The sequence below is a fragment of the Litoribacillus peritrichatus genome (genome assembly GCF_039537985.1).
Classification (GTDB): Bacteria; Pseudomonadota; Gammaproteobacteria; order Pseudomonadales; family Litoribrevibacteraceae; genus Litoribacillus; species Litoribacillus peritrichatus.
On the sequence record NZ_BAABBN010000007.1, the window covers coordinates 644319 to 656238 of the forward strand.

Genomic DNA, 11920 nt, shown 5'->3' on the forward strand with positions numbered 1-11920 from the left:
TTATACTAAAGTTTGATCTTTCAGTCGTTGAATCGGGTTTTCAGGGCATTGCTCAATGGCTTGAGAAAGTGTTAAACCGTTAGGGAATACCAGCGTCGAAGTGATGTCTGCCAGCGGAATAAGGACAAAATTCCGGTTCAGCATTTCGCGATGAGGGACGGTCAGTCTCGGGTGGTCAATGACTTCATCATTAAATAATAAAATGTCGAGATCGAGGGTGCGGGCACCCCAACGAAGGGTTCTGACCCGGCCGTGGGCGTTTTCAATGGCCTGAAGTGTATCTAAAAGCTCAATGGCCGTGAGGCTGGTGCTGATTTTCAGCGCTGCGTTGGTGTAGTCCGGCTGATCCTGTGGCCCGACAGGGGTCGTATTGTAGACGCAGGATGATTCAACCGAATGAATCTGAGGGAGCGCTTGAATCGCGGCCACCGCTGAGCGGAGTTGTGTGATTGGCGATTCAAGGTTGCTGCCTAAACCGATGTACGCTGAGTTCATAGGTTGCTCGGAACTTAATCAGGTGACTGGGGCTTACGCGGTTTTCTGCTTTTGGGGCCGTTGCGTCGATTGCCTGAACTTCGTTTAGTCCGGCTTGGGTGGCCGGTTTTGCTGACCATTTTCTGTTTGAGCTGATCATCGCTGTTCTGAAAATCGGTCCACCAGCGTCCTAATCCGCTCAGGTCTTCACCGGCTTGCTCTCGCAGAAGTACAAAATCGTAAGCGGCTCTGAATCTTGGGTGTTCTGCCAGTTGGAATGCCTTCCGGCCATTACGGCGCTCAAGGCGAAGTTGTAAATCCCAGATTTCTTTGATGGCAGTAGAAAAGCGGCGTGGAATTGCGGTGGCTTTAACCTGGGCGTCCAGTGTTAAGTGCGCTGACTTGGTTAAGGCCGGCACAGGTGGCATATACTGTTTTTGTTCGGCCCAATGTTCCATGACTTTTGGCCATAAGAACGCTGCAAACAGGAAGATCGGAGTCACAGGTTTGTTGCTGCGAATCCGTGCGTCTGTGTTTTTGCAGGTCGCCTGAATGAGAGCTTCGATATAGCCGGAATCATCTCGGTTCAGCAGTTCGTCGGTTTCAGGGAATAAGAACTTAAATAAACCGTGTTCACGTAATAAGCGGAACGAATCTTCAGCATGACCGGACTGGAATAACTTAAGTACTTCATCAAACAGACGCGCAGACGGAATATTGGCTAACAGCACCCCCATGTCTGCGATCGGCTCCTGAGTTGCTGCTTCAATGGTAAAGCCAAGCTTGGCGGCAAAACGCACCGCACGTAACATGCGGACCGGGTCTTCCTGATAGCGAACTCTTGGTTCACCAATCATTCTCAGTGTTTTGGACAGGATGTCATCCATTCCCTGGCCGTAATCAAGAATGCTGAAGTCGGATACTGAATAATAGAGGGCATTGGCAGTGAAGTCGCGGCGAGAGGCGTCTTCTTCCACGGTGCCGTAAACGTTGTCCCGAACCAGCATGCCGCTGTCATTGGTGGCTGACTTCGCAGACGACTTGGTCTCTTCGTGACCAGCGCGGAAGGTAGCGACTTCAATGATTTCCCGACCAAAATGGACGTGAACCAGTTTAAACCGGCGACCAATCAGACGAGAATTTCGAAATAACTTATGAATTTGTTCTGGGTGCGCATTGGTTGCGATGTCGAAATCTTTTGGCGTGTGATTCAATAACACATCTCGAATGCAGCCACCGACCAGATACGACTGAAAACCCGCACTTTCAAGGCGATAAAGTACCTTCAGCGCGTTATTGCTGATCAGTTTTCGCGAAACGGGGTGGTTGTCACGGGGTATAATTGAAGGTCGGATGTCTTCCGAGACTTGAGATGCAGATCGACTTAGCAGACTCTTAACGCGAGTCTTGATGCCCTTGAACACCATAAAATTGGTTACTTCTATTGGTTATTTTCAGTGCTTGAAGTGTACATGAGCGGATTGGGTAACTCAAAGTAAAAGATAAAATAAAGCAGGCTGTTGTTATTGTTTTTAATGCCTACTGCTATTCCTTGATTTTAACCAACTTAACAAATAAGCCGGTAGGGCATCCTGCCCTTGCCAAATCTCTGCAGTTCACAGAATTTTGTCTGCTTCGGTTTTTATTTTTATTGTTGAAGCGTTTGTTCGCTGTTTTTATTTTTATTGGTAGCGATTTATATACTGATTAATATTGCAGTTGAGGTGCCAACTTTAATTAATTTATATAAAACAACTGCTTATGGTTTTTGTGTGTAAAATTAGAACGCTGTGTTCCAGATTTGTGTTACTTAGGGTAGGTGTTGAGTGTTAATTAAGGTAACACTTTTTCAAATGGTAACAGGGGTGACCGTATTGAAGGTGAGCAACAAAAGATAAGCCGTGAGGTTGCACTTATCTTTTGGTTGTTGGTTGGGACAGGGACGCTTTGTTCCAATATTCGGGCTTTTCTGGATTAAGACTTTTTACGACGAGGAATGCCCAGTCTTTGGCGGCGCTCCCACAGACTCTTGCGGCTGATGCCCAGGGCTTTGGCGAGCTCGGTTTCGCTCATTTTGTCTTGGTTGGCCAATACAAAGTTCTGGAAGTAATCCTCAAGGGAGAGTCCTTCGGCGGACGGGTCGGTGGATTCGTCAGGGGTTGGTTCTTCTGCCACTGGCGCAGCGACAGAGGCGGTGAGTTGAGACTCACTGTCGAGCGATAAGATTTCTGCGGTGATCTTGTCTTCATCGCACATGATGACGGAGCGTTCGATGGCGTTTTGCAGTTCACGTACATTGCCAGGCCAGCTGTAATGTTCAATGGCCGCAATGGCATCGTCAGTTAAGTGAATGTCGCCACATTCCATTTTTTCACAATGAATTTTTAACAGTTCTGTGGCCAGTTCCACAATGTCACCTTCACGATCTCTCAGAGGCGGTAGCTTTAATGAAACCACGTTCAGGCGATAATAGAGATCTTCCCGGAATTGACCTTCGCTGACCATGCGTTTTAAGTCCCGGTGGGTCGCAGCAATCAGACGAACATCAACCTTTTTCGATTGAACCGAGCCTACCCGGCGAATTTCGCCTTCTTGTAATACCCTGAGTAATCGGGCCTGAGCTTCCAGCGGCAGCTCGCCGATTTCATCTAAAAACATGGTTCCGCCATCAGCGGCTTCAACTAAGCCGTTTCTGGCTGCGGTTGCACCGGTAAAAGCGCCTTTTTCATGACCAAATAACTCGGATTCGATCAGGGTTTCAGGAATTGCGGCACAGTTGACTGAAATCATGGGCGCGTTTGCGCGTTTGCTGTGCTCGTGGATGGAGCGGGCCGCCAGTTCTTTACCGGTGCCTGACTCGCCCAAAATCAAAACCGTGGTGTCCGTGGGCGCTACTTTGCTCAGCCGTTTAAAAAAGGTTTGCATGGCGCTGCAAGAACCAATGATTTGAGTCGGGGATTTATCCGTAGCCGGTTGTGGGGTATGGCCTGGTTTCTGTGAAACGTGGGGCCGGTTAAGAATGTCGGCCACGGACTTGAGCATTTCTTCATGATCGAAAGGCTTGGCAATGTAGTCAACGGCGCCCATCTTCATTGAATCGACCGCTGATCGTAAGCTGGCGTAACTGGTCATGATCAGAACCGGTACACCGGGGGATTGTTTGATCAGGTCGGTGCCGGGCGCGCCAGGCAAACGTAAATCACTGATGATCAGGCTGTAATCAATTAATTCATAGCTGTCTAGCGCTTCTTGTACTGAGCCAGCATCATCAACAGTATAGCCATTACGTTCTAAGAGCCGTTTTAGTGCTGAACGAATAATGCCTTCATCTTCTACAATCAGAATTCGTTTCATTTATTTCCCTTCATGCTGCGTGGGTGCTAGCGTTTCATCATTGTCATTATTATGGCGTGGTATAGTAATCGCAAAACGTGCCCCTTTTCCAGTCTCAGGATAAGCCGGGCTGTCTACATTGATACTGCCATGATGTTCTTCGATGATGCTGTAGACCATGGCCAAGCCCAGGCCTGTTCCTTCACCGGGTTCTTTGGTGGTGAAAAACGGGTCAAAGATTTGATCCAGCTTTTCTTCAGGAATGCCATGCCCTTCATCAATGACTTCAATAACGCAAGATTGTTCCAGTTCCCGTGAGTTTACTACAACGCAGGTGCCATCGGGTGATGCATCTCTCGCATTACCGATTAAATTAACAAAAACCTGTACCAGTCGTTGTGCATCGCCAATCACCATCAGTTCCGGGTCACAATGGTTAATGAATTCGACATAACGCTGGTTCTTTTGACTCAGGGTTAAAAGATTAATGGCTTCATTGATGCATTGGTTGACTTTGACGGGAGACAAGACCCGGTTGGACTTGTGTGTTCCGGCGTGCGCAAAGCTGACCAGTGTCTGGACAATGTTGGACACACGCTTGGTCTGTTCGATGATCTGATCCGACATTTCTTTGATTTCAGGGTTGTCGCTGTCGTACTTGATGTCCTGAGCGAGGCAGTTAATGCCGGTGATCGGGTTGCCGATTTCATGGGCGACGCCTGCAGCAAAACGGCCAATGGAGGCCAGGCGTTCACTGTGAATCAGTTCTTCTTCAAGCAATTGGGTCTCGGTTAAATCTTCAATCAAAATAACCACGGAACCCGTATAAGGTGAGTCTATCTGGCGATCTCGGAAAATCACCGCTTTATGAAGGTTGAGCCAGTGGGTTTTGCCTCTGAACTCAACACTCTTTTTGTGGTGATGAGTGGACTCGTCTTCAATGAAGGTTTGCAGGACATCGCCCCAAGGGTCGGAAACGGTGCTGATGTGGGCACCCACGATGTTGCTTTCATTGACTTCGGTCAGCTCGGAAATGGCCCGGTTCCACATCAGGATTTCACCATCCCCCCCAATGGAGCAGACCCCTAACGGCAGGTTTTGAAGTGTCATCCGGTGGTAACGTCTCAGGCTGTCAAGCTCTGCCGCGAGTCCGGTCATTTGCTGGTTGTAGTTTTCGATTCGACTTTCAATGAAGTGAATGTCATCCAGTGCACCACCGATCGGCGTTTCCTTGTAGGGAATGTTTCGGTCAAGAATGCTTTTGGCCAGCACAGGCCCCATCAGTCCAGAAAGGTTAGCTTCCAGTTGATCACGAAGTCGGCGCAACGCGTAGGGGCGGTCTTCATGAATGGGGAGTTGCAGGTCTTTTAATGCCCGGTCCACTTCGCGAATGGCAGTTTTTGAACCCAGCGGTTTGGCCAGCCGTTCCCGAAATTCTTCGGCGCTCAAAATATCGAGCTGGCGACGTTGCGGCGTAATTAAGGTGTCGACGGCACAGGCTTGTGCGGTGGCTTGTTCATCTTCACTGGTTTCTGTGGTCAGGCTCACCAGAATGTATAAGGTGACGTTCACCAAGGTGGCGCCTAAGGCGATTAAGTAACCGGATTGTTGGCCAACAAAGGTGTAGGTCAGGTCATAAAAATCCAGAACCGAATGGCCGGAAATTAACGGAATGAGAATACCTAAGCTCCAGACCGCAATGCCTCCAATCAGACCCGCTAAAAAGCCTTGGCGGTTGCCGGTAGGCCAGAACAATAATCCCATGACACCCGGTAGAAACTGCAAGGTGGCGACAAACGCAGCTAAGCCTAAATCACTGAGGTTTTGATCCGTCCCGATGGCGAGGTATAAAAAATAGGAGGCCAGAACAATGGCGGCGATCAGACACCTTCTGATCCATAACACATTTTTGTAGATGTTAATGCCCGCTCGAAGCGGAAGGGACGGTAAAATCAAATGATTCAGACACATCGCGGAGAGGGCCAGTGTCACCACAATAATCAAACCGCTGGCTGCGGCCAGACCGCCGATGAAGGTAATTACGGACAACCACTCCGCGCCCTGATGGAGGCCGATGGTTAACGTAAAGTAATCGGGTGAATAGCGAAGCCCCAGTTTCAGCCCGGCCCAAAGAATGATAGGGATCGGAAGGCTCATGATCAGGAGGAAAACAGGCACCCCCCAGCTGGCGGTGTTCAATGCCCGGCGATTCATGTTTTCCGTGAAGGTCATATAAAACATGTGCGGCATCACAATGGCGCTGGCGAAGAACATGAGTAACAAGGCGTGCCATGGGCCTTCGTTCAGCGTGGTGTGCATGGTGGCCAATAGCTCTTGGTTTGAGGCCAGCCAATCTTCCATGTCCCCCGGGCCGTCAAACACATAAAACATGCTGTAGACACCGATCGCAATGATGGCCAGCATCTTGATGATGGACTCAAAGGCAATGGCCACCACAAAGCCTTCGTGCTGATCCCTTGCTGAGGTATGACGGGTGCCAAAAATCACCGCAAAGACGATCATCAAAATACAGAAGCCGAAACCGATGATCTGGGAGGGTTGTTCATTGTTGGTCATGATCAAAACCGTATCCACCACGGTTTTGATTTGCAGTACCAGCAAGGGCAATACGCCGATGGTCATAAAGGCGGTGGTGAGAATACCGGCCCATGAACTGCGGTATCGAAAGGCGAAAAGATCGGCCAAGGAGCTGAGCTGGTGGGATTTGGTCAGTTTTAACAAGGGTTGTAACAATACTGGCGCAAGCATGAATGCGCCCGCAAGCCCCAGATAAAAGGCCAGGAAGCCAAAACCGTACTCGTAGGCCAGGCCGACACTGCCATAAAAGGCGAATGCACTGGTGTAGATGCCAAGCGATAAGACATAAATCAGCGGATGAGAGACCAGCTTGCGCGGGAAGATGCCTTTGTCTGTGACAAACGCAATGCCGAACAGGCAAAGTAAATAGCCAATCGCGATCAGGCTGATCGAGGTAAAATCAAAAGTCATCCGGACCTCTCTGTCTGCTTAACCAGAAGGAGAGAAAAATCACAAATAACCACAGGATGTAAGGTCTGTACCATGACCCGCCAGGTTCCAGCCACCAGTTCATGATCATGGGTGAAAAGACGTAAATGCCCAACACCATCAAAAAAAGCAAACGATAGACATACATAAAGTGCTATCCAATTAGAGTGCGTTGTTATGATTATTAAAACAGCTCAATGCAATAAGCTTAGTATTGGCACATGCTAGGGAGCGCCTGAGGAATTGTAAAGAAACGAATCGTTATTCGCTGGTAATAATTCCAATCTCGGGTTGATTGAGATTCTTAGGGGCGGCCGTTTTCCACGCGAGCGTTGCCCATTGCAATAACGCCTCAATGGATGAGGTATCCGGCGGAGTCATGTTCAGATAACGCATGACCAATTGCAGGTTGGTGAGCGCTTGATCATTATTGATTGCGGGTGCCAGGTTCTGTTTGCTCAGTTTTTGGCCGTTGGCGGCGGTAATCACCGGAAAGTGACCGAACTTTGGGGGTTGATAATTGAGCGCCTGATACAGCAGGAGTTGCTTGGGGGTTGAATCCAGTAGATCGTAGCCCCGAATTACATGGCTGATGTTTTGAGCGTGATCATCCACGGTAGCGGCTAACTGATAGGCAAACAGCTGGTCTCTGCGTTTAATCACAAAGTGGCCGTCGGAGCCTGATTGACTGCCCTGATAGAGGTCGTTGAACTGATAACGGCCTTTTTTTATTCGATACGCGAAAGGCGCATTCGTGTCCAGAGGTTGAATGCATTGTTCGGGGTGTATGCCCTGAGTTGCATTTAGCTGTTTCCGAGAACATTGGCAGGGGTAGATAAGATCGTCACGGAGTAACGCTTCAATTGCTGCCTGATAAGCGTCGAACCTGTCGCTCTGATAAAAAACGTTGCCGTCCCAGTGAAGGCCATGCTGTTCAAGTGTTTTGATGATGGCGTCGGATGCGCCGGCTTGTTCACGGGGAGGATCAATATCGTCGATTCTTAACAGCCATTGACCGTTGTTGGCTTTGGCATCCAGATAACTGATCACTGCAGCAAGCAGCGAGCCTATGTGCAATGGGCCTGTGGGAGATGGCGCGAAGCGTCCTATATACATAGTTTCACATATACATAGTTTCACATACTCATAGTATCAAATATGCATCGTAATAAGGTGAGGGTGTCGTTCAGAAAAAGCGTACATTAGAAATTTAACCGGCAACGGAGCGTTGCCGATTTACTGGAGCACTTGAGCTGCTTAAAGACCGGTGGTCTTTTCTTTCAGTTCTGCAAGTGTTTTACAGTCGATGCACAAGGTAGCCGTTGGACGGGCTTCTAAACGACGAATACCGATCTCAATGCCGCAGGCATCACAGAAGCCGTAATCATCTTTTTCGATAAGCTCTAGTGTCTTGTCGATTTTTTTGATCAGCTTACGCTCTCTGTCGCGAGTACGGAGTTCCAGGCTGAATTCTTCTTCCTGGGTAGCTCGATCACTCGGGTCCGCATAGTTCTCAGCTTCGTTTTGCATATGGTGTACAGTGCGATCCACTTCTTCCATAAGCTGTTGTTTCCAGCTGTTTAGGATATTGGTGAAGTGCTCACGCTGAGCTTCATTCATATATTCTTCGTCGGCCTTAATTTCATAAGGTGTGTATGACGAAAGAAGTTTCTCTGATTGCGTCTCTGGCATAAATGTGCCTCTTTAACTACCCATCCTGACTTATATAGTAAGTAATCTGCTTGGATGTATTCATCTGTTAGAGCCGGTTTAAGACGTATCTTTACCTGACATCCCTATCCAAGCTGCGTGACATTACCAGATATAAACCTTTTATGCCATACTCTTGCATCCATTATATAGCCAAGCCAATACCTGATAATTATAGACTAATGAAATACACATCTGAGCTTTCTTCCGGTCGGTGGATAAAACGATATAAACGGTTCTTTTTGGACGTTGAAACAAACCAAGGGCCTTTAACGGTTCACTGCCCGAATACCGGGTCAATGAAAAACTGTGGTGACCCCGGTGATTTGGTTTGGTATTCCTTGTCGGATAACCCAAAAAGAAAATTGCCGGGCACCGCTGAAGTTATCGAACAGGCCGATGGCCATAAAATCGGCATTAACACACACAGAGCCAATAAGCTGGTGGCGGAAGCACTAACTCAAGGCTTGGTTTCTGAGCTGAATGAATATGGTAACTGGCGTTCGGAAGTCAAAGTAGGCAACAGCCGCTTGGACTTTTGTGGCACATCCGAGGACGGTGCGGTTTGTTTTGTGGAAGTAAAAAGCCTGACCTTGCACGAAGGGGATGGCCTGGGTTGTTTTCCGGATGCGGTGACAGAAAGAGGCCAAAAGCACTTAAAAGAACTCATGGAATTGGTGAATCAGGGTGTTTCTGCCGCGTTATTGTTTTGCGTTCAGCATTCGGCGATCACAGAAGCCCGACCTGCTGATCATATTGACCCGGTTTACGGTCGGCTATTGCGGGAGGCCGTTCAGGCTGGCGTAAAAGTGCTCGCTTATAAAGTGGATTTTAAAACGGACAGTTCTGAATTGGTCAGCCCTGTACCTGTGGTTCTTAGTTAGTGGCTACTGTTCAGAGATAGCTAGTCGTTACTGTTCAGGGATAGTCAGTCATTACTTACCAGGAAAATCTTGTCGTCGCTGTCCTGATGCAATTCAATGGTTTTTAGGTTTTGGCCACGGCAAGGGCCGCTCACGCATAAACCACTCTCAACGCTGAATAAGGCACCGTGCATGGCACATTGAATGAGGGTGTCTGTGCTGTCTAAAAACTGGTCTTCTTTCCATTCCAGATTCACCCCTAAGTGCGGGCAGTGATTTTGGTAGCCGTATATTTGATCAGACTTTTTTACCAAGAACACGGCCTCGGAATTCTCGATTTCAAAGCCTTTGCTTTGATTGTTGTCTAAGTCTGATGCTAAACAGAGAAATTTCATACTTACATCGAATTTCCATTCGTGAATTTTGCGCCAGTATAACAAATTTAAAGACGGCGATTGAGTGGAAGCATGGACATTTTATGGAAACTGTTAAGCGTGTGTTTTGTTTGCAGCGTAACTATGCTGGCGGATGCCCAGATCTACAGCTGGGTGGATGAACAAGGCGTCAGGCATTATTCGAACCGAACCGTAGATGCGGATAAAAGTCATCAACTTCACTCGGTATCGAAAACCAACGCGATGGTCAGTCATGCACCGGTAAAAACCAAGGCTCAAACCAATAAACCAGACCAGAACACCACAAAAGCACGGGATGACAGGAAACTGAAGCAGGCGCAATGCCTGGCCCTGAAAGAAAAAATGAAGCAGCTGCGGTTGAAGCTCAAGAAAGGGTACCCCCTAAAAAAAGCAAATACACTTAAAGCGAAGAAACGTGAAATGAGTAAGCAGTACAGGGCGATGTGCGCTTGAAACAGTATCTTTTTTTGTGAAATGTGAGCTATTGATTATCGACCGGGCAAAAAAAGGCCCCTTCCAAAGAAAGGGGCTAAACCGTGATTAGCTTGATGAGGAGATAGAAATCAAAGAGTGTGTCGTTGATCTCTGTAGTTAATAATAATGATTATCATTTATATGTCAACAAATAATAATCATTATTATTTAGAAAGTTTTATCAGGCGGTGATCATCTCATTCAGAGACTTAATTTTACGGGCCATACTTTCAATCAAACTGACGCAGGTTTTGGGGTGATATTGGATTAAGTTGACAAACTGATCTTTGGGGACAGCCAGCACCTGACATTCTTCACTGGCTTTGACGGTGGCGCTTCTCGGCGAGTTGGTAAAGGCGGCCATTGCGCCAAAAATCTCTTCGCTGTAAATGTCTCCCACTTGAACGCCGTTGATGAACGCCTGGGCGTGGCCGGTCAATAACGTGTATACGTCATTGGAGCTGTCGCCTTCCTGGATGATGGTATCGCCGCTTTTAAAGGTGAGAAAGCCGGTTTGGGGGATGGCGTGTATTTGAGCAAGGCGCGAATAGGCATCGGTAAAAAAGGCCGACAGAATCAATAAATACTGAGCCCACTGGGGTTTGTTATTCACATGTTCTGCAAATTTGTTTTTATCAATGGCAATCAGTGTGACCGGGTCGGGGCTGGTCAGTCTTGGAGATTGAATGTCTAATGTATTTTGTAATCCGACAATGTCGCCGTCTTCATAGTAATACACAATCCTCTCGTTGGACTCCACCTGAATGGTACCGCTGACCAGATAAAAGAGGGTGTTACTATCACTGTCATGGTAAAGATCTTCGATGTGGTTAAGTTCACGTTTAGGAAGATCATCAATAAAGCCCGAAACCAAGAATTTACTTAATTCTTTCAGTCGGTTCGCCATTTTATCGATATGGTCAGGATGCTCTCCAAGTAACAGCATGAGTTTGTTGTACCTTAAACAGTAATGTTATTTGTTGGTTACGATAGAGTATAGCCAAGCGGCGGCTCTTTCCATCAAGTTATTCGGTGTATTTTTTGTATCTGGTTGATTATTTGTGAAAATATACAAATTTGACGATTTATGCACCAAAAGTTCCAACATGTATCTATAGTTATAGTGTTTAACGTTGGGAAAGATCGTATGGCATCATCTTTTCTGCTTTCATGTTTGATAAGGAGGTTTACATGCCAACAAGTCGTTCATCCTCTTCTAGTGCTAAGTCCTTGTATTATGGAAAGAAAGTGCTTGTGGTTGATGATAGCAACATACCGCGCGCGATATTGAAGGCAATGATCGAGGCCATTTGTGGTTCCATCGAGGTTTATGAGGCCCGAGATGGCAATGAGGCCATTCGTATGATGAAGTTGTATCAGCCTGATTTAGTGACCTTGGATGAGGAAATGCCGAATCGAAACGGGTTGGATGCAGTGCCGGAGATGTTAAAGGAAAGCCCGAATTCCAGAATTGTGTTAATTACCTGCCATCAGGAGGATGCAGTGAAAGTTCGGGTCAAAGAACTGGGGATTGAGTATTTGTCTAAACCCATTACCGAAGCAAAAGTCATTGGCATGTTGCGTTAAGGAGTTTTCTGGAATCTAATCAGTCTGCTTTATTCT

At 47.4% G+C, this 11920-nt stretch carries 11 protein-coding genes; 3 read left to right on the top strand and 8 right to left on the bottom strand.

Annotated features, from left to right (window positions below; genetic code table 11):
* The 6 genes from folK to dksA all read right to left on the bottom strand — a co-directional run bounded on the left by folK (position 1) and on the right by dksA (position 8526).
* A complete protein-coding gene (folK, locus tag ABD744_RS12560) occupies positions 1-495 on the bottom strand; it encodes a 2-amino-4-hydroxy-6-hydroxymethyldihydropteridine diphosphokinase (protein WP_344798851.1) in 495 nt (164 codons plus the stop codon).
* A 14-nt stretch (positions 496-509) separates the two neighbouring features.
* Positions 510-1901, bottom strand: coding sequence for a polynucleotide adenylyltransferase PcnB (gene pcnB, locus ABD744_RS12565; protein WP_344798852.1), 1392 nt, complete (start codon positions 1899-1901; stop codon positions 510-512).
* Positions 1902-2448: 547 nt separating this feature from the next.
* The gene (locus ABD744_RS12570) at positions 2449-3828 is read right to left on the bottom strand and encodes a sigma-54-dependent transcriptional regulator (RefSeq protein WP_344798853.1); all 1380 of its coding nucleotides are present in this window, start codon (positions 3826-3828) and stop codon (positions 2449-2451) included.
* A complete protein-coding gene (locus ABD744_RS12575) occupies positions 3829-6816 on the bottom strand; it encodes a sensor histidine kinase (RefSeq protein WP_344798854.1) in 2988 nt (995 codons plus the stop codon).
* A 279-nt stretch (positions 6817-7095) separates the two neighbouring features.
* Positions 7096-7950: a tRNA glutamyl-Q(34) synthetase GluQRS gene (gene gluQRS, locus ABD744_RS12580; protein ID WP_344798855.1), complete on the bottom strand. Its 855-nt coding sequence runs from the start codon at positions 7948-7950 to the stop codon at positions 7096-7098.
* 141 nt (positions 7951-8091) lie between these two features.
* Positions 8092-8526 carry an RNA polymerase-binding protein DksA gene (gene dksA, locus ABD744_RS12585; protein WP_344798856.1) on the bottom strand — a complete coding sequence of 145 codons (435 nt, stop codon included), beginning with the start codon at positions 8524-8526 and terminating at the stop codon, positions 8092-8094.
* 200 nt (positions 8527-8726) lie between these two features.
* On the opposite strand from dksA, the gene sfsA reads away from it, so the two are divergent.
* Positions 8727-9428 carry a DNA/RNA nuclease SfsA gene (gene sfsA / locus ABD744_RS12590; protein WP_344798857.1) on the top strand — a complete coding sequence of 234 codons (702 nt, stop codon included), beginning with the start codon at positions 8727-8729 and terminating at the stop codon, positions 9426-9428.
* 44 nt (positions 9429-9472) lie between these two features.
* On the opposite strand, the gene ABD744_RS12595 is transcribed toward sfsA, so the two are convergent.
* Positions 9473-9802 (bottom strand): Rieske (2Fe-2S) protein, encoded by a 330-nt coding sequence (locus ABD744_RS12595; protein ID WP_344798858.1) that lies wholly within the window; start codon positions 9800-9802, stop codon positions 9473-9475.
* Positions 9803-9874: 72 nt separating this feature from the next.
* Here ABD744_RS12595 and ABD744_RS12600 point away from each other — a divergent pair, with 72 nt between their 5' ends.
* Positions 9875-10276 carry a DUF4124 domain-containing protein gene (locus ABD744_RS12600; protein WP_344798859.1) on the top strand — a complete coding sequence of 134 codons (402 nt, stop codon included), beginning with the start codon at positions 9875-9877 and terminating at the stop codon, positions 10274-10276.
* A gap of 202 nt (positions 10277-10478) precedes the next feature.
* Here the strand turns inward: ABD744_RS12600 and ABD744_RS12605 are convergent, their stop codons facing one another.
* Positions 10479-11243, bottom strand: coding sequence for a cyclic nucleotide-binding domain-containing protein (locus ABD744_RS12605; RefSeq protein WP_344798860.1), 765 nt, complete (start codon positions 11241-11243; stop codon positions 10479-10481).
* A gap of 245 nt (positions 11244-11488) precedes the next feature.
* Here ABD744_RS12605 and ABD744_RS12610 point away from each other — a divergent pair, with 245 nt between their 5' ends.
* The gene (locus tag ABD744_RS12610; protein WP_344798861.1) at positions 11489-11884 is read left to right on the top strand and encodes a response regulator transcription factor; all 396 of its coding nucleotides are present in this window, start codon (positions 11489-11491) and stop codon (positions 11882-11884) included.
* Positions 11885-11920 lie beyond the last annotated feature (36 nt).

Excerpts from the sequence above, each read along its gene's own strand:
- folK (WP_344798851.1), bottom strand. The coding sequence starts at position 495 with ATGAACTCAGCGTACATCGGTTTAGGCAGCAACCTTGAATCGCCAATC.
- pcnB (WP_344798852.1), bottom strand. The coding sequence starts at position 1,901 with ATGGTGTTCAAGGGCATCAAGACTCGCGTTAAGAGTCTGCTAAGTCGA.
- ABD744_RS12570 (WP_344798853.1), bottom strand. The coding sequence starts at position 3,828 with ATGAAACGAATTCTGATTGTAGAAGATGAAGGCATTATTCGTTCAGCA.
- ABD744_RS12575 (WP_344798854.1), bottom strand. The coding sequence starts at position 6,816 with ATGACTTTTGATTTTACCTCGATCAGCCTGATCGCGATTGGCTATTTA.
- gluQRS (WP_344798855.1), bottom strand. The coding sequence starts at position 7,950 with ATGTATATAGGACGCTTCGCGCCATCTCCCACAGGCCCATTGCACATA.
- dksA (WP_344798856.1), bottom strand. The coding sequence starts at position 8,526 with ATGCCAGAGACGCAATCAGAGAAACTTCTTTCGTCATACACACCTTAT.
- sfsA (WP_344798857.1), top strand. The coding sequence starts at position 8,727 with ATGAAATACACATCTGAGCTTTCTTCCGGTCGGTGGATAAAACGATAT.
- ABD744_RS12595 (WP_344798858.1), bottom strand. The coding sequence starts at position 9,802 with ATGAAATTTCTCTGTTTAGCATCAGACTTAGACAACAATCAAAGCAAA.
- ABD744_RS12600 (WP_344798859.1), top strand. The coding sequence starts at position 9,875 with ATGGACATTTTATGGAAACTGTTAAGCGTGTGTTTTGTTTGCAGCGTA.
- ABD744_RS12605 (WP_344798860.1), bottom strand. The coding sequence starts at position 11,243 with ATGCTGTTACTTGGAGAGCATCCTGACCATATCGATAAAATGGCGAAC.
- ABD744_RS12610 (WP_344798861.1), top strand. The coding sequence starts at position 11,489 with ATGCCAACAAGTCGTTCATCCTCTTCTAGTGCTAAGTCCTTGTATTAT.